The following is an 18,084-nucleotide window of genomic DNA, read 5'->3' as shown; positions in this document are numbered from 1 at the left end:
AGGTACATCACGGCCTTTGAGGTCTGTGCTGCCCCTGTGGGAGCGGGTTTACCCGCGAAGAGGCCCGAATGGTTTCTATAGTGCCCGAGCTTTACGCCGCTGTCAGTCCACCGGACCACGGGGATAGCGGCGCAGTTTCTCGTTCAGCTCGCGCCCCGGAATCGGCCGGTCGAACAGGTAGCCCTGGCCGACGTCACAGCGGTGCCGGCGCAGGAACGCCAGCTGCTCGGGGGTCTCGATCCCTTCGGCGACCACCTTGAGCTTGAGGTTGTGGGCCATGGCCACCACCGCCGAGGTGATCTCCATGTCGTCCTGGTTGTCGGGGATCTCGTTGATGAAGCTGCGGTCGATCTTGATGATGTCGATCGGGAACTTCTTCAGGTAGCTCAGCGACGAGTAGCCGGTGCCAAAGTCGTCCATGGCCAGGGTCAGGCCCAGGGCCTTGAGCTCGTCGAGTTGGCGGTGGGTGTCCTCGGTGGCTTCCAGCAGCAGGCCTTCGGTCAGTTCCAGCTCCAGCAGGTGCGGCGGCAGGGCTTCCTCCTTGAGGATGCTGCCGATCGAGCTGACCAGCTCGGGGTCGGAGAACTGCTTGGGCGACAGGTTGATGGCCACGTGCAGGTTGCCGAAGCCGGCTTCGCGCAGCTGCTGGCTCATGCGGCAGGACTGGCGCACCACCCACTTGCCGATGGGGATGATCAGGCCGGTTTCCTCGGCCACGCTGATGAACTGGTCGGGGCGGATCATGCCGCGCTCGGGGTGGTTCCAGCGCAGCAGCGCCTCAAGGCCAAGCAGGCGGCCGCTGCGCAGGCACAGCTTGGGCTGGTAGAACACTTCCAGTTCGTTCTGGGTCAGGGCGCGGCGCAGGTTGTTCTCGACGAACAGCTTGTAGCTGGCCTCGGCGTTGAGCACTTCGGTGAACACCTGGACCTGGTGCTTGCCGTTGGCCTTGGCCTTGTGCAGGGCCAGGCCCGCGTTCTTCATCAGCGTGGCCGGGTCGCTGCCGTGCAGCGGCGCGCAGGCCAGGCCCACGGAGGCGGTGACGTTGATCAGCTGGTTGTCGACGAACATTGGTTTGTCGAGGGTGCGCAGCAGCTGGTGGGCGACGCCCTGGCCATCTTCCAGGCTGGTGTCGTCGAGCAGCACGGCGAACTCGTTGCTGGCGAAGCGCGCCAGGCTGCCGCCGTTGGCCAGGCTGTTGCGCAGGCGCCGGGCCAGGCTGATCAAAAGCTTGTCGCCGGTCTGGTGGCCGAGGCTGTCGTTGATCCGCTTGAAGTTGTCGATGTCCACCAGCAGCAGGCAGATGGGGCTGGCGCTGTCGCGGGCGAAGCGCTCGTCGAGGTTGCGGATGAACGCCGGGCGGTTGCCCAGGTTGGTCAGGTTGTCGGTGTAGGCCAGGCGCTCGATGCGCTGCTGGGCCAGCTTGGTCTGGGTGACATCCTCGTAGATGCCGATGTAGTGGGTCAGCTCGCGGTTGTCGCCGTACACCTTGGAGATCGACAGCTGACCCCAGTACGGTTCGAGGTTCTTGCGCCGGCTCTTGAACTCGCCCTGCCAGCTGTTGCCCATGGCCAGGCTCGACGGCGAGTCGAACAGCAGCTCGCTCAGGTTTTCCAGCGCCGGCAGTTCGGCCAGGTGATGACCCTGGACCTCTTCGGTGCTGTACTGGGTGATCGCGGTGAAGCTGGGGTTGACGTATTCCACCACACCGTCGCGATTGACCAGCAGGAAGGCGCTGGCGCTCTGTTCCACGGCGCGCTGGAACAGGTGCAGGGCGCTGGCGGCGGTGCGCCGGTTGTGGTTGTTGATGACCTGGGCGAACTGGTCGGCCAGCTCGCCGGCGAAGGCGATCTCGTCCGACTGCCAGGCCCGTGGCTGGCCGGTCTGCTCCAGGCACAGCACGCCGACCACCTGGCCGTCGATGCGGATACTGGCATCGAGCATGGCGTTGTCGTCGGTGCTGTACAGCGATTCGGCCATCTCGCGGGTGCGCGGGTCGTGGCTGGCGTTGTGGGCGTCGATGGCGCGGCTGGCGTGCAGGGCTTCCAGGTAGTCCGGGAAGCGGCTGGCGTCGATCGCCTCGGGCATGCGGTGCTGTTGGTCGCGGCTGTACCAGGCGCTGATCGGCTCCAGGCGCTGGTCGTTCAGGTACCAGATGCTGGCGCAGTCGACCTTGTAGATCTCGCAGGCGCTGCGGGTGATCAGCTCGGCGGCTTCGAGCAGCGAGTTGCCGATGCTGTAGCGCTGGCGCGCCAGGCGCAGGATCAGGTCCTGCTGGGCGCGCACCCTGTCCAGGTGCTCGAGCTGCTCCTGCTGGGCGCGCTGGTTCAGTTGCAGGGCCAGTTGCAGGCGGTTGTTGCGCGACTCCAGGTCGTTGGCGTCGAGGTCCGGGGTGTCCTGGCGGTGGTCGTCGAACACCGTCAGGTAGCCGCGCAGCAATTGACGGTTGTGCTGCTTGTAGCTTTCCCCGACCTCCAGCAGGCGCAGTGGCGCCGGGCAGGCGTGCAGGGTGTAGCGCACCCGGTAGTAGCCGCGCTGGGCCAGCTGCAGCTGGATCTCGTCGTGCAGCTTGTAGCGTGCTTCCGGCTCCATGAGGCTGGCGTAGGGCGAGCCGATCAGGGCGCAGAGCTCGGCGGCGGGCAGGCCGAACTGGCGGTCGCAGGCCGGGTCGAGGTAGAGCATGGCCCAGCTGGCTTCGTTCAGCCGCTCGAAACGCAGCATGCCGAGCCGCGAGGGCACGGGAAGCTGCGTCACGACCTCGGCCGCCACACGGCTGGCGGCATCGGGTTGGCTTTTCATCGAAGACTCGCTTGAACTGGGGCGCGGCCTGGAGCACGGCGCATCGGGCAAGGTTGCATCATGTCCCTTGGGCTGGCAAGCGGCCATGGGGGATGCTGTGAACAGGTTGTCGGCTGCTCTTGCAGAATCTGTAGGACCGGCGGGCGGCAGACGATCGCATCCCCCTGTAGGAGCGGCCTTGCGCCGCGAAAAGGAGGCAAAGCCCTCCCAGCAATCCCAGGCAAAAAAAAGCCCCGCCAATTGGCGGGGTTGAGGTACGAGCGTGGCAGCTCGAAAACGGGGCTGCCCCTCTAGGGAGGGGCAGCGTGCTGCGTTACAGCAGCATGGTGCGGATATCGCCCAGCACGTCGCCCAGGCGCTTGGTGAAGCGCGCGGCGGCGGCGCCGTTGATCACACGGTGATCGTAGGACAGCGACAGTGGCAGCATCAGCTTCGGCTGGAAGGCCTTGCCGTCCCAGACCGGCTGCATGGTCGCCTTGGACACACCGAGGATCGCCACCTCAGGCGCGTTGACGATCGGCGTGAAGCCGGTGCCGCCAATGTGGCCGAGGCTGGAGATGGTGAAGCAGGCGCCCTGCATCTCGTCGGCCGAAAGCTTCTTGGTGCGGGCTTTCTCGGCCAGCGCGGCAGCTTCGGCAGCCAGTTGCAGCAGGCTCTTCTGGTCGACGTTCTTGATCACCGGGACCAGCAGACCGTCCGGGGTGTCCACGGCGAAGCCGATGTGCACGTACTTCTTGCGGATGATCGCCTTGCCGCTTGGCGCCAGCGAGCTGTTGAAGTCCGGCAGTTCCTTGAGCAGGAAGGCGCAGGCCTTGAGCAGCAGTGGCAGCACGGTCAGCTTGACGCCCGCTTTCTCGGCCACGGCCTTCTGCGCGACGCGGAAGGCTTCCAGCTCGGTGATGTCGGCGGAGTCGAACTGGGTCACGTGCGGCACGTTCAGCCAGCTGCGGTGCAGGTTGGCGGCACCGACCTGCATCAGGCGGGTCAGGGCCACTTCTTCCACTTCACCGAACTTGCTGAAGTCCACGGCAGGGATCGGCGGGATGCCGGCGCCGCCGGTCGCACCGGCGGCTGCCGGCGCTTCCTTGGCCTTCTGCATCATCGCCTTGACGTAGACCTGCACGTCTTCCTTGAGGATGCGGCCGTGCGGACCGGTGGCGGCAACAGCGCCCAGGTCGACGCCGAATTCACGGGCCAGCTGACGAACGGCCGGGCCTGCATGAACCTTGGCGTTGCTGCCGGCGGCCGGTGCGGTGGCGACCGGCGCTGGAGCAGGTGCAGCAGCTGGAGCGGCGGCAGGTGCAGCGGCTGGGGCAGCAGCGGCAGCCGGAGCAGCAGCGGCCGGAGCCGGCGCTGCTGCAGGGGCGGCGCCTGCGGCCTTGATCTTGAAGATCAGATCGCCGGTGCCGACTTCGTCTTCCAGCTTGCACAGCACGGCTTCGATCACGCCGGCGCTAGGCGACGGGATTTCCATGGAGGCCTTGTCGGACTCCAGGGTGATCAGCGACTGGTCGGCTTCGACGGTGTCGCCGACCTTGACCAGCACTTCGATGATCTTGGCCTTGCCCGACGAGCCGATGTCCGGCACGTGGATGTCCTGCACGCTGGCGGCAGCCGGGGCTGCGGCAGGCGCAGGTGCGGCTTCAGCGGCCGGCGCTGGAGCGGCAGCAGCTGGTGTCGGAGCGGCGGCGGCCGGAGCCTCAGGCGCCGCAGCGGCGCCCTCGACTTCCAGGACCAGCAGCTCGTCGCCTTCTTTCAGGCGATCGCCCAGCTTGACCTTCAGTTCCTTGACCACACCGGCCTTCGGCGCGGGGATCTCCATGGAGGCCTTGTCGGACTCCAGGGTCAGCAGGCTCTGGTCAGCCTCGATACGGTCACCGACCTTGACGAACAGCTCGATGATTTCACCTTCACCGCTGCCGATGTCAGGTACGCGAATGAGTTCGCTCACTTAAAAATACTCCTCAGCAGTCCAGTGGGTTGCGCTTGTCCGGATCGATGCCGAACTTGACGATGGCGTCAGCCACAACCTTGGGTTCGATCTCGCCACGGTCAGCCAGGGCTTCCAGGGCAGCCAGCACCACGAAGTGGCGGTCGACTTCGAAGAAGTGACGCAGCTTCTTGCGGCTGTCGCTGCGACCGTAACCGTCGGTACCCAGGACCTTGAACTCTTTGCTCGGCACCCACTGGCGAATCTGCTCGGCGAACAGCTTCATGTAGTCGGTGGAGGCGATGACCGGGCCCTTGCGACCGGCCAGGCACTCTTCGACGTAGGTCTTCTGAGGCTTCTGGCCAGGCTTGAGGCGGTTGGCGCGTTCCACGGCCAGGCCGTCGCGACGCAGTTCGTTGAAGCTGGTGACGCTCCACACGTCGGCGCCGACGTTGAACTCTTCACGCAGGATCTTCGCGGCCTCGCGGACTTCGCGCAGGATGGTGCCGGAGCCCATCAGCTGTACGTGGTGCGCGGCTTCGCGGGTGTCTTCTTCCAGCAGGTACATGCCCTTGATGATGCCTTCCTCGACACCGGCCGGCATGGCAGGCTGCTGGTAGGATTCGTTCATCACGGTGATGTAGTAGAAGATGTCCTGTTGCTCTTCGGTCATCTTCTTCATGCCGTCCTGGATGATCACCGCCAGCTCGTAGCCGTAGGTCGGATCGTAGGTGCGGCAGTTCGGGATGGTGCCCGCCATCATGTGGCTGTGACCGTCTTCGTGCTGCAGGCCTTCACCGTTGAGGGTGGTACGGCCGGCGGTACCGCCGATCAGGAAGCCACGGGTGCGGCTGTCGCCGGCGGCCCAGGCCAGGTCGCCAATGCGCTGGAAGCCGAACATCGAGTAGAAGATGTAGAACGGCAGCATCGGCTGGTTGTGGCAGCTGTACGAGGTACCGGCAGCGATGAACGACGACATGGCGCCGGCTTCGTTGATGCCTTCCTCGAGGATCTGGCCCTTCTTGTCCTCGCGGTAGAACATCACCTGGTCTTTATCGACTGGCTCGTAGAGCTGGCCGACCGACGAGTAGATGCCCAGCTGGCGGAACATGCCTTCCATACCGAAGGTACGGGCTTCGTCCGGGATGATCGGGACGATGCGCTGGCCGATGTCCTTGTCCTTGACCAGCTGCGCCAGGATGCGCACGAAGGCCATGGTGGTGGAGATTTCGCGGTCGCCCGAGCCGTCCAGGATCGCTTTCAGCGTTTCCAGTGGCGGGGTTGGCACGCTGAAGCTCTTGGCGCGGCGCTGTGGCACGAAACCGCCCAGGGCGGCACGGCGTTCGGCCAGGTACTTGGCTTCGGCGGAACCTTCTTCCGGCTTGAAGAACGGCAGGTTCTCCAGATCCGCATCCTTGACCGGGATGTCGAAGCGGTCACGGAAGTGACGCAGGCTGTCGACGTCGACCTTCTTGGTGTTGTGCGCGGTGTTCTTGGCTTCGCCGGCACCGGTACCGTAACCCTTGATGGTCTTGGCCAGGATGACGGTCGGCTGCTCTTTGTGGTTCACGGCCTGGTGGTACGCCGCGTAGACCTTGTACGGGTCGTGGCCGCCACGGTTGAGCTTCCAGATCTCGTCGTCGGACAGGTCTTCGACCATGGCCTTGAGCTCTGGGGTGTTGAAGAAGTTTTCACGAACGTACGCGCCATCTTTGGCTTTGTAGTTCTGGTACTCGCCGTCGATGACCTCGTCCATGCGGCGCTGCAGGGCACCGTTGGTGTCCTTGGCCAGCAGTGGGTCCCAGAAACGGCCCCAGACGACTTTGTTGACGTTCCAGCCACCGCCTCGGAACACGCCTTCGAGTTCCTGGATGATCTTGCCGTTGCCGCGAACCGGGCCGTCGAGGCGCTGCAGGTTGCAGTTGATGACGAAGATCAGGTTGTCCAGCTTCTCGCGGCCGGCCAGGGCGATCGCGCCCAGGGATTCCGGCTCGTCGCACTCGCCGTCGCCCATGAAGCACCAGACCTTCTGCTTGCCGGCCGGGATGAAGCCACGGGCTTCCAGGTACTTCATGAAGCGTGCCTGGTAGATCGCCTGGATCGGGCCCAGGCCCATCGATACGGTCGGGAACTGCCAGAAGTCAGGCATCAGCCACGGGTGCGGGTACGAAGACAGGCCTTTGCCGTCCACTTCCTGACGGAAGTTGTTCATCTGCTCTTCGTTGATGCGGCCTTCCATGAAGGCGCGGGCGTAGACGCCTGGCGAAGCGTGGCCCTGGAAGAAGATCAGGTCGCCGCCGTGTTCGTCGGTCGGGGCCTGGAAGAAGTAGTTGAAGCCGATGTCGTACAGGGTGGCGCTGGAGGCGAAGCTGGAGATGTGTCCGCCCAGGTCCGAGTCTTTCAGGTTGGTGCGCATGACCATGGCCAGGGCGTTCCAACGCACCATCGAGCGGATGCGGCGTTCCATGAACAGGTCGCCAGGCATGCGTGCTTCGTGGGTGACAGGGATGGTGTTGCGGTACGGCGTGGTGATGGCATACGGCAGCTGGGAGCCACTACGGGTGGCCAGCTCGCCCATACGGGTCATCAGGTAATGAGCGCGGTCTTCGCCTTCTTTGTCGAGGACCGACTCCAGGGCATCCAGCCATTCCTGGGTTTCGATTGGATCGAGGTCTTGCATGGCTTGCTCCAGGGCGGAAAGGCCACCAGAATCGATGGCCTGAGTTTGCGACTGGCCTTATGGGCAGACGTCGTGAATTCTTGGATTACCGGACAGTCATCCGGCGCGGTGTAGTTTTACTACAAATGCTTTCTCATTTCATGCTTTGGCAGGTCATGAGTAGTAGTAAAACTACACAAATGCGACGTTTGGTCGCATCCCGGGTTGTGGGGAAAAACGTTCATGTTGGTTGGCGGTGTGTCGATGGCAGGTGAATCTTGATGAGTTTTGCCAAATTTTTGATTATTTCAGCTATTTCCAACTTTTGTACGACAGTCCAACCGTGGTCCAACCTCCGTTTGACCTCTGCAACCGCTCTCTTTCACGCCGATCAAGGATAGACCATGCGCCTGCCTTTGCCGCTCGATCTGCCTGCCGCCCTCCAACCGCTGGTCGCTCGCAACCAGCAATTCCTGCGCGATGCCCTGGCTGGTCATCCAGGCCTGGACCTGGACAGCCTGAGCGCCGAGCACCGCCGCCAGTTCGACCAGGTCGCCGCCGCCAGCGATTTTGTCCTGGCCCAGGCCCAGCGTGATCCGGCGATGCTGTTCGAACTGCTGGCCAGTGGCGCGATGGACCAGGCGTTCGCGCCGGGCCAACTGCGTGCGCAGATCAACGCCGTGGCCCAGGCTGCCCAGAACGAGGACGAACTGGCGCGCAACCTGCGCCGCGAGCGCAACCGCCAGCAACTGCGCATCATCTGGCGCGACATTACCCGCCAGGCCGCGTTGCCTGAAACCTGCCGCGATCTGTCCGACCTGGCCGACGCCAGCATAGACGAAGCCTATCAATGGCTGTACCCGCGCCACTGCCAGCAGTTCGGCACGCCCATCGGCAACCGCAGCGGCCAGCCCCAGCACCTGGTGGTGCTGGGCATGGGCAAGCTGGGCGCGGTGGAGCTGAACCTGTCATCCGACATCGACCTGATCTTCGCCTTCCCCGAGGGCGGCGAAACCGAAGGGGTCAAGCGCTCGCTGGACAACCAGGAGTTCTTCACCCGCCTGGGCCAGCGCCTGATCAAGGCGCTCGACCCGGTCACCGTCGACGGCTTCGTGTTCCGCGTCGACATGCGCCTGCGCCCCTATGGCTCGGCTGGCGCGCTGGTGCTCAGCTTCAATGCCCTGGAGCAGTACTACCAGGACCAGGGGCGCGACTGGGAGCGCTACGCCATGATCAAGGCGCGGGTGGTCGCCGGCGACCAGGTGGCCGGCGCGCAGTTGCAGGAGATGCTGCGGCCGTTCGTCTACCGGCGCTACCTGGACTTCTCCGCCATCGAAGCGCTGCGCACCATGAAGCAGCTGATCCAGCAGGAGGTGCGGCGCAAGGGCATGGCCGACAACATCAAGCTCGGTGCCGGCGGCATTCGCGAGGTGGAATTCATCGCCCAGGCGTTCCAGCTGATTCACGGCGGGCGCGACCTGAGCCTGCAGCAGCGGCCGTTGCTCAAGGTGCTGACCACCCTGGAAGGGCAGGGCTACCTGCCGCCGGCCGTGGTTGCCGAGCTGCGCGACGGCTATGAGTTCCTGCGCTACACCGAGCACGCGATCCAGGCCATCGCCGACCGCCAGACCCAGATGCTGCCGGACGATCCGACCGACCGCGAGCGCATCGCCTACATGCTCGGCTTTGCCGGCTGGGACAGCTTCCACGGCCAATTGATGCACTGGCGTGGGCGCATCGACTGGCATTTCCGCCAGGTCATCGCCGACCCGGATGAGGACGAAACCGAAGGCGAACTGGTGGTCGGCGGCGAGTGGTCGCCGCTGTGGGAGCAGGCCCAGGATGAAGACGCGGCCTCCCGCCAGCTCGAGGAGGCCGGCTTCCGCCAGCCGGCCGAGGCCCTGCGCCGCCTGACCGCGCTGCGGGCCAGCCCGACCCTGCGCTCGATGCAGCGTATCGGTCGCGAGCGCCTGGACGCCTTCATTCCGCGGCTGCTGGCCCAGGCGGTCGAGCACGACAACCCCGACCTGGTGCTGGAGCGGGTGCTGCCATTGGTCGAGGCCGTGGCGCGGCGCTCGGCCTACCTGGTGCTGCTCACCGAGAACCCTGGCGCCCTGCGCCGCCTGCTGACCCTGTGCGCCGCCAGCCCGTGGATCGCCGAGCAGATGGCCCGCTACCCGCTGCTGCTCGACGAATTGCTCAACGAAGGCCGGTTGTTCAGCCCGCCGCTGGCGCCAGAGCTGGCCGCCGAGCTGCGCGAGCGCCTGACGCGCATTCCCGAGGACGACCTGGAGCAGCAGATGGAGGCCCTGCGCCACTTCAAGCTGGCCCACAACCTGCGCGTGGCCGCCTCGGAGATCAGCGGCAACCTGCCGTTGATGAAGGTCAGCGACTACCTGACCTGGCTGGCCGAGGCGATTCTCGACCAGGTGCTGGCCCTGGCCTGGCGCCAGACCGTGGCGCGCCACGGCCAGCCCAAGCGCAGCGACGGCAGCCTGTGCGACCCAGGCTTCATCATTGTCGGCTACGGCAAGGTCGGCGGCCTGGAGTTGGGCCATGGTTCGGACCTGGACCTGGTGTTCATCCACGATGGCGATCCGAACGCTGAAACCGACGGCGCCAAGCCCATCGACAGCGCACAGTTCTACACCCGCCTGGGCCAGCGCATCATTCACCTGCTGACCACCCAGACCAACTCCGGCCAGCTTTACGACGTGGACATGCGCCTGCGCCCCTCCGGCGCCTCGGGGCTGCTGGTCAGCTCGCTGGGCGCCTTCGAGCGCTACCAGCAGAACGAGGCCTGGACCTGGGAGCACCAGGCCCTGGTGCGGGCCCGCGTATTGGTGGGTTGCAAGCAGGTGGCCACGGCCTTCGAGGCGGTGCGGGCGCAGGTCCTCGGCCAGCCTCGCGACCTCGACAAGCTGCGCGTAGAAGTCAGCGAAATGCGCGCCAAGATGCGCGACAACCTGGGCACCAAGGCTACTGCCGCCGGCACCGCGGGCAACGCCTTCGATGCCGGCCAGCCGTTCGATATCAAGCAGGATGCCGGCGGTATCGTGGATATCGAATTTATGGTGCAATACGCCGCTTTGGCCTGGTCCCACGACCATCCGGCCATACTGCGCTGGACCGACAACATCCGCATCCTCGAAGAGCTGGAACAGGCCGGGCTGATGTCCGCCGCCGACGCCGTGCTGCTGCGCGAGGTGTACAAGGCGTTCCGTTCGGCGTCGCACCGTCAGGCCCTGCAGAAGCAGGCCGGGGTGATCGATGCGGCGCAGTTTGTCGATGAGCGTCGTGAGGTAAGGCGGATCTGGGGGCAGTTGGGCCTGGCCTGAGGTTGGTGCAGTCCCTGTGGGAGCGGGTTTACCCGCGAAGAAAGCGCCGCGGTGGCTGGCACGGGCTACGCCCGTGTTCGCGGCGGTTCGGCGCCCCGATGAACCCGCTCCCACAGGGGCCTCGATCACGAGCGAGTGCCACCGGTGGTACACTGTCCGCCACATAGCCTGAATATAAAGAGGGGAGGCCAGGTTGTAGCGCAGCCTGCAGCCTCCCCGAATGTTTCTGGATAAAGCATGAGAATACTGATCATTGGCCCCAGCTGGGTCGGCGACATGGTGATGGCGCAGACCCTGTTCCAGTGCCTCAAACAGCAGCACCCCGACTGCGTGATCGACGTCCTGGCCCCCGAGTGGAGCCGGCCGATCCTCGAGCGCATGCCCGAGGTGCGCCAGGCCCTGAGCTTCCCGCTCGGCCACGGCGCGCTGGAGCTGGCCACGCGCCGGCGCATCGGCAAGTCGCTGGCCGGCCAGTACGACCAGGCGATCCTGCTGCCCAACTCGCTCAAGTCGGCGCTGGTGCCGTATTTCGCCGGTATCCCCAAGCGCACCGGCTGGCGCGGCGAGATGCGCTACCTGCTGCTCAACGACGTGCGCAAGCTGGACAAGGCCCGCTATCCGCTGATGATCGAGCGCTTCATGGCCCTGGCCTACGCAGCGGATGCCGAGCTGCCCAAGCCTTACCCGCGTCCGAGCCTGCAAATCGAAGCCGCCAGCCGCGAAGCGGCCCTGGCCAAGTTCGGCCTGGCGCTGGACCGCCCGGTGCTGGCGCTGTGCCCTGGTGCCGAGTTCGGTGAGGCCAAGCGCTGGCCGGCCGAGCACTACGCCGAGGTGGCCGACGCGATGATCCGCCAGGGCTGGCAGGTGTGGCTGTTCGGTTCGAAGAACGACCACCCGGTGGGCGAGCAGATCCGCGACCGGTTGATCCCCGGGCTGCGCGAGGAGGCTTGCAACCTGGCGGGCGAAACCTCGCTGGCCGAGGCCATCGACCTGATGTCCTGCGCCGATGCGGTGGTGTCCAACGACTCTGGCCTGATGCATGTGGCCGCCGCCCTCAACCGCCCGCTGGTGGCGGTGTACGGCTCGACCTCGCCGGGCTTCACCCCGCCGCTGGCCGACCAGGTGGAAGTGGTGCGCACCGGTATCGAGTGCAGCCCCTGCTTCGAGCGCACCTGCCGCTTCGGCCACTACAACTGCCTGCGCCTGCTGGAGCCGGCCAAGGTCATTGCCGCGCTGCAGGGCCTGGGCGGGCCTAACCTGATCGATACCGTGGCCGAGGTCGACTGAGTGCGGGTACTGATCATCAAGACCTCGTCGCTGGGCGATGTCATCCACACCCTGCCGGCGCTCACCGACGCCGCCCACGCCATCCCCGGCATCCGTTTCGACTGGGTGGTGGAAGAAGGCTTCGCCGAGATTCCCAGCTGGCATCCGGCGGTCGACCGGGTGATCCCGGTGGCGATCCGCCGCTGGCGCAAGAATATCTGGCAGACGCTCAAGAGCGGTGAGTGGAAAGCCTTCAAGCAACGCCTGCGCGAGCACAAGTACGACCTGGTAATCGACGCCCAGGGCCTGGTCAAGTCGGCTTGGCTGACGCGTTACGTGAAAGCGCCGGTGGCCGGCCTGGACCGTTACTCGGCCCGTGAGGGCTGGGCCAGCCGCTTCTACAACCGGCGCCTGTCGGTCGCCGTCGGCCAGCATGCCGTGGAACGGGTGCGCCAGCTGTTCGCCCTGGCCCTGGCCTACGACCTGCCGGAAGGGCTGGGCGACTACGGCCTGGACCTCAACCGTTTGCAACTGCCGCCTGCCGCGCCCTACGTGGTGTTCCTGCACGGTACCACCTGGGCCACCAAGCACTGGCCGGAGGCCTACTGGCGCGAGCTGGCCGAGCGCATGGGCCGACGCAAGCTGCAGGTGATGCTGCCCTGGGGCAACCCGGCGGAAAAGGCCCGTGCCGAGCGCATCGCCCAGGGCTTGAACAACTGCCAGGTGCTCCCCAAGTTGAATCTTGTCGGCGTTGCCCGCGTGCTGGCGGCGGCCAAGGCCTGCGTGGCCGTGGACACCGGCCTCGGCCACCTGGCCGCCGCGCTGGATGTGCCGACCATTTCGCTGTTCGGCCCCACCAACCCTGGTCTGACTGGCGCCTACGGACGCGCCCAGATCCACCAGGCGAGCAACTTCCCCTGCGCCCCGTGCCTGCAGAAGAAGTGCACCTACAAACCGAGCGCCGAGGACCTGCGCCGGTTCGATCTCAAACGCGAGTGGCCGCTGTGCTTCACTCGCCTGAATCCCGAGCATGTGGCGGGCCGCTTGAGCGCGCTGCTGCTGGCTGAGGATGTTCGTTGATGCAACTGGCTTTTGTGCTCTACAAGTATTTCCCCTTTGGCGGGCTGCAGCGCGATTTCATGCGCATCGCCCTCGAGTGCCAGAAGCGCGGCCATCAGATCCGCGTGTACACGCTGATCTGGGAAGGTGACATTCCGCCGGGCTTCGAGGTGCTGGTGGCGCCGGTCAAGGCGCTGTTCAACCACCGACGCAACGAGAAGCTCAGCGCCTGGATGGAAGCCGACCTGGCCAAGCGCCCGGTCGATCGCCTGATCGGTTTCAACAAGATGCCAGGCCTGGATGTCTACTACGCCGCCGACGGCTGTTTCGAGGACAAGGCCCAGACCCTGCGCGGCGGCCTGTACCGCCGCTGGGGTCGCTACCGCCATTTCGCTGAGTACGAGCGGGCGGTGTTCGCGGAGGATGCGCGTACCGAGATCCTGATGATCTCCGAGGTGCAGCAGCCGCTGTTCATCAAGCACTACGGCACCCCCGAGGCGCGCTTCCACCTGCTGCCGCCGGGCATTTCCCAGGACCGCCGCCGTCCGGCCGACGCCGCGGCCATCCGCGCTGATTTCCGTCAGGAGTTCGGCCTGGCCGACGACGAGCTGCTGCTGGTGCAGATCGGCTCGGGCTTCAAGACCAAGGGCGTGGACCGCAGCCTGAAGGCCCTGGCGGCGTTGCCGTCAGCCCTGCGCAAGCGTACCAGGCTGATGGTCATCGGCCAGGACGATCCCAAGCTGTTCCAGGTGCAGAGCACGGCGCTCGGCCTGGGCGAGCAGGTGCAGTTCCTCAAGGGCCGCAGCGACATTCCGCGTTTCCTGCTTGGGGCCGACCTGCTGATCCACCCGGCCTACAACGAGAACACCGGCACCGTGCTGCTCGAAGCGCTGGTCGCCGGCCTGCCGGTGCTGGTGTCCAAGGTCTGCGGCTATGCCCACTACATCGCCGAGGCCGATAGCGGCCTGGTACTGGACGAGCCGTTCGAGCAGGAGCAGCTGAACCGCTACCTGCAACGCATGCTCGAAGACGCCGGGGCCCGCGCGGCCTGGTCGGACAACGGTGTGGCCTTTGCCGAGACCGCCGACCTGTACAGCATGCCGCAGCATGCCGCCGACGTGATCCTCGGTCAGGAGACCGCATGAAGCTGATACTGGCCGAACCGTTCAAGCGCCTGTGGGCCGGGCGCGATCCCTTCGAGGCCGTCGAGGCCCTGCAGGGCGAGGTGTACCGCGAGCTGGAAGGCCGCCGCACCCTGCGCACCGAGGTCGAAGGCGCGGGCTTCTTCGTCAAGATCCACCGCGGCATCGGCTGGGGCGAGATCTTCAAGAACCTGTTCAGCGCCAAGTTGCCGGTGCTCGGCGCCGGCCAGGAATGGCGGGCCATCCAGCGCCTGCATGAAGCCGGTGTGCCGACCATGACCGCAGTGGCCTACGGCGAGCGTGGCAGCAACCCGGCCACCCAGCACTCGTTCATCGTTACCGAGGAGCTGGCGCCCACCGTCAGCCTGGAAGACTTCAGCATCGACTGGGTGAAGCAGCCGCCAGCGCCGCGCCTGAAGCGCGCGCTGATCGCCGAAGTGGCGAAGATGACCGGCGGCATGCACCGCGCAGGGGTCAACCACCGTGACTGCTACATCTGCCACTTCCTGCTGCACACCGCCCGCCCGGTGACGCCGGACGACTTCAAACTGTCGGTGATCGACCTGCACCGCGCCCAGACCCGGGCGAGGATTACCCGTCGCTGGCGCGACAAGGACCTGGCCGCCCTGTATTTCTCGGCCCTGGACATCGGCCTGACCCGCCGCGACAAGCTGCGCTTCCTGCGCGGCTACTTCCAGCGCCCGTTGCGCCAGGTGCTCAAGGACGAAGCCGCGCTACTCGCCTGGCTGGAGCGCAAGGCGCAGAAACTCTACGACCGCAAGCAACGTTACGGGGACGCACTCTGATGGCGAGCTGGAACCTGGCGCCCGAGTATGCGCACCTGGCGGCCGATTTCGGCAGTGTCGACGCGGTGTTCGCCCTCCAGGGCGAACGCCTGACCCGCGACCCGCTGAGCGAGGTCATCCGCATCGAGCGCGATGGCGTCAACTACTACGTCAAACGCTACACCGGCGCCGGCAAGCACATGCGCCGCTACCTGGGCCGGCCGCGGGTCAAGGCCGAGTGGCAGAACCTCAAGCAGTTCGCCAAGTGGGGCATCCCCACCGCCGATGTGGTCGCCTGGGGGCTCGAGCGCCAGGGCCTGGCCTTTGGCCGCGGGGCAATGATCACCCGCGAACTGCCGCGCACCGAGGACCTCTCGGCGTTGGCCGAACGCAATGATCCGCGTCTGCGCGACAGCGCCTGGGTCGATCACGTCAGCCGCCAGCTGGCACGCCACACCCGGGTGATGCACGATCATCATTTCGCCCACAACGACCTGAAATGGCGCAACCTGCTGGTCGACGACCAGGGCACGCTATTCTTCATCGACTGCCCGACCGGCGACTTCTGGCGGGGCTTCATGCTGCGCCACAGGCTGATCAAGGATCTGGCGTGCCTGGACAAGGTGGCCAAGTACCACCTGTCGGCGACCCAGCGCCTGCGCTTCTACCTGCAATACCGCGGACACGCGCGTCTGAACGCCCGTGACAAGAAGCGCATTCGCCAGGTGCTGGGCTTTTTCGAGGGAAGGGAATGACCGATTACCTGGCCAGTGCCGACCAGGCGCTGCTGCAACGGCACGGGCTGAGCGACTTCGAGGCGCTGTGGGCCCTGCAGCTGGACGCCGTGGACGAACCCAATACCGGCCGTGGTGGCTGGAGCAGCGTGTTCCGCCTGGAACTGGAGGGCAAGGGGTTCTACCTCAAGCGCCAGAGCGACTACTTCACCCGCAGCCTGCAGCGGCCCTTCGGCGAGCCGACCTTCGCCCGCGAGTTTCGCAACATCAGCCGCTACCAGAAGCTCGACATCCCCGCTCTGCAGGCGGTGTTCTATGGCGAGCGCAAGCAAGCTGGCGAGCACCGGGCGATCCTCATGACCCGGGCGCTGGACGAGTGGACCGACCTCGAGCAACTGCTCGGCCGTTGGGCGCAGATGGACGCGCCGCAGCGCCAGGCGATCCTCCAGGCCTGTGGGCGGCTGGCCCGCACCCTGCACGGCGCCGGGCAGATGCACGGCTGCTTCTACCCCAAGCACATCTTCCTGCGTGAGCGCCGCGAGGGCTGGCAGGCCCAGCTGATCGACCTGGAAAAGACCCGTCCGCTGCTGTTCGGCATGCGCGACCGGGTCAAGGACCTGGAGCCGTTGCTGCGCCGCGCCCGGGCCTGGGACGAAGCGGACGTGCGCGTGCTGCTGGCGGCCTACCTGGAGCAGCCGGCGGACAGCGCCCTGGTATCCACCTGGCTGCAACGCCTGACCCAACGCCGTCGTCACAAAGAGGCCCGCTGATGCGCCTGAGCGAATTGAAGGAGGCCGGGCGCAGCCCGAGCCTGCCGCTGACCGTCACCCTCGCCGACGCCGCGGGCAGCGCCGACCTGCAGCTGCTCAACCTGTTGCGCGTGCTGCCGGGCCAGCGTTATGTCGGCGCGGGTATCTGGCGTGGCACCAAGGTGCTGGCCAAGCTGCTGGTCGGCGGCAATGCCGCCCGGCACTTCCAGCGCGAGCGCGATGGTGCCCTGCTGATGGCCGAACAAGGCCTGACCACCCCACGCCTGCTGGCCGATGGCCTGAAGGAAGGCGAGGGCGGCTGGGTATTGTTCGAATACCTCGACCATGCCGAAAGCCTGGGCGACGCCTGGGCCCGGGTGGAGCAGTTGCCGATGCTGGCCGACGAGCAGCACCTGGTGCTGGGCGAGGCCCTCACCGCCGTGGCGCAGATGCACGCCAAGGGCCTGTGGCAGGAGGACCTGCACCTGGACAACCTGCTGCGCCAGGACGGCCGGCTGTACCTGATCGACGGCGCCGGCATCAAGGCCGAGACCCCCGGCCAGCAGCTGTCGCGCCAGCGCGTGCTGGAAAACCTCGGGGTGTTCTTCGCCCAGTTGCCCAAACGCCTGGAGCCGTTCATCGAGGAAGCGCTGGTGCACTATGTGCTGGCCAACGCCGAGCACGCGCTGCCGCTGGAAGCGCTGCACAAGCAGGTGGACAAGGTGCGCGCCTGGCGCCTGAAGGATTACCTGGAAAAGGCCGGTCGCGAATGCACCCTGTTCAGCGTCGAGCGCAACCTGTCCGGGCTGCGAGCGATTCGCCGTAACGAAGTGGAGGCGATGCGCCCGGTGCTGGAGCAGGCCGATACGCTGATCGACCAGGGGCATCTGTACAAGACCGGTGGCGCGGCCAGCGTGGCGCGTATCGAGGTGGCCGGGCGCAAGTTGGTGCTCAAGCGCTACAACATCAAGAACACCGCCCACTGGTTCAAGCGCTTCTGGCGCCCGAGCCGGGCCTGGCATTCGTGGATCGAAGGCCACCGCCTGGGGTTTCTCGACATCGCCACGCCTCGCCCCCTGGCGGTGCTGGAGCAGCGGGTGATGGGGCTGCGCAGCACGGCCTACCTGGTAACCGAGTACGCCGACGGGCCGGACCTGATCGAATGCTTCGCGCCCTACGTGGAAAGCGGCGAGGCGCCCGACGAGCAGGTCGAGGCCCTGGCTCGGGTGATGCAGCAACTGATCCGCGAGCGTATCAGCCATGGCGACTTCAAGGGCCACAACCTGTTCTGGCAGGACGGCCAATGGTCGCTGATCGACCTTGATGCCATGTGCCAGCACGCCACCCAGCTCAGCTTCGCCCCGGCCTTCGCCCGGGACCGGGCGCGGCTGCTGCGCAACTGGCCGAGGGACAGCGCGCTGCATCAGCGGCTGGACCAGGTGTTGCCGCGGTTGGCTGATTGAGTGATCAGTTGAAGCGATCCCTGTAGGAGCGGCCTTGTGCCGCGAAAGGGCCGCAAAGCGGCCCCGGCGATCTTTGCCACAACGCTGAAATCCCGGGGCTGCTTCGCAGCCCTTTCGCGGCACAAGGCCGCTCCTACAGGTCCCTGCTGAATCAATGAGTCAT

General features: G+C 66.0%; 11 protein-coding genes. 8 read left to right on the top strand and 3 right to left on the bottom strand.

Annotated features, from left to right (window positions below; all coding sequences use genetic code 11):
• Nucleotides 1–102: 102 nt before the first annotated feature.
• From AC0MAZ_RS01790 to aceE, 3 genes are all read right to left on the bottom strand, one after another.
• Nucleotides 103–2,796 carry a putative bifunctional diguanylate cyclase/phosphodiesterase gene (locus AC0MAZ_RS01790; protein ID WP_475859968.1) on the bottom strand — a complete coding sequence of 898 codons (2,694 nt, stop codon included), beginning with the start codon at nt 2,794–2,796 and terminating at the stop codon, nt 103–105.
• 313 nt (nt 2,797–3,109) lie between these two features.
• Nucleotides 3,110–4,747 carry a dihydrolipoyllysine-residue acetyltransferase gene (aceF, locus tag AC0MAZ_RS01785; RefSeq protein ID WP_475859966.1) on the bottom strand — a complete coding sequence of 546 codons (1,638 nt, stop codon included), beginning with the start codon at nt 4,745–4,747 and terminating at the stop codon, nt 3,110–3,112.
• Nucleotides 4,748–4,760: 13 nt separating this feature from the next.
• Nucleotides 4,761–7,406 (bottom strand): pyruvate dehydrogenase (acetyl-transferring), homodimeric type, encoded by a 2,646-nt coding sequence (gene aceE / locus AC0MAZ_RS01780; RefSeq protein WP_203649784.1) that lies wholly within the window; start codon nt 7,404–7,406, stop codon nt 4,761–4,763.
• A 383-nt stretch (nt 7,407–7,789) separates the two neighbouring features.
• Between aceE and glnE the strand changes: the two genes are divergently transcribed.
• From glnE to AC0MAZ_RS01740, 8 genes are all read left to right on the top strand, one after another.
• Nucleotides 7,790–10,723 (top strand): bifunctional [glutamate--ammonia ligase]-adenylyl-L-tyrosine phosphorylase/[glutamate--ammonia-ligase] adenylyltransferase, encoded by a 2,934-nt coding sequence (gene glnE / locus AC0MAZ_RS01775; protein ID WP_475859964.1) that lies wholly within the window; start codon nt 7,790–7,792, stop codon nt 10,721–10,723.
• Between the two features lie 237 nt (nt 10,724–10,960).
• Nucleotides 10,961–12,010, top strand: a complete 1,050-nt coding sequence (gene waaF / locus AC0MAZ_RS01770) for a lipopolysaccharide heptosyltransferase II (protein ID WP_475859962.1) — start codon at nt 10,961–10,963, stop codon at nt 12,008–12,010.
• Nucleotides 12,011–13,069, top strand: a complete 1,059-nt coding sequence (waaC, locus tag AC0MAZ_RS01765; protein ID WP_232855042.1) for a lipopolysaccharide heptosyltransferase I — start codon at nt 12,011–12,013, stop codon at nt 13,067–13,069.
• Nucleotides 13,069–14,193, top strand: coding sequence for a glycosyltransferase family 4 protein (locus tag AC0MAZ_RS01760; protein ID WP_232855043.1), 1,125 nt, complete (start codon nt 13,069–13,071; stop codon nt 14,191–14,193). The genes waaC and AC0MAZ_RS01760 overlap by 1 nt, the downstream gene beginning before the upstream one ends.
• Nucleotides 14,190–14,996, top strand: coding sequence for a lipopolysaccharide core heptose(I) kinase RfaP (rfaP, locus tag AC0MAZ_RS01755; protein WP_475859960.1), 807 nt, complete (start codon nt 14,190–14,192; stop codon nt 14,994–14,996). Before AC0MAZ_RS01760 ends, rfaP begins: the two co-directional genes overlap by 4 nt.
• Nucleotides 14,996–15,730 (top strand): lipopolysaccharide kinase InaA family protein, encoded by a 735-nt coding sequence (locus AC0MAZ_RS01750; protein WP_203649796.1) that lies wholly within the window; start codon nt 14,996–14,998, stop codon nt 15,728–15,730. Before rfaP ends, AC0MAZ_RS01750 begins: the two co-directional genes overlap by 1 nt.
• Complete coding sequence (locus tag AC0MAZ_RS01745) at nt 15,727–16,479, top strand: lipopolysaccharide kinase InaA family protein (protein ID WP_203649805.1); 753 nt, start codon at nt 15,727–15,729, stop codon at nt 16,477–16,479. The genes AC0MAZ_RS01750 and AC0MAZ_RS01745 overlap by 4 nt, the downstream gene beginning before the upstream one ends.
• Nucleotides 16,479–17,921 carry a lipopolysaccharide kinase InaA family protein gene (locus AC0MAZ_RS01740; protein ID WP_475859958.1) on the top strand — a complete coding sequence of 481 codons (1,443 nt, stop codon included), beginning with the start codon at nt 16,479–16,481 and terminating at the stop codon, nt 17,919–17,921. Before AC0MAZ_RS01745 ends, AC0MAZ_RS01740 begins: the two co-directional genes overlap by 1 nt.
• Nucleotides 17,922–18,084 lie beyond the last annotated feature (163 nt).

It is taken from the genome of Pseudomonas sp. A (assembly GCF_056270345.1).
Note: the sequence above shows the minus strand (reverse complement) of the source record. Positions and strands in the feature narration are given on the sequence as shown.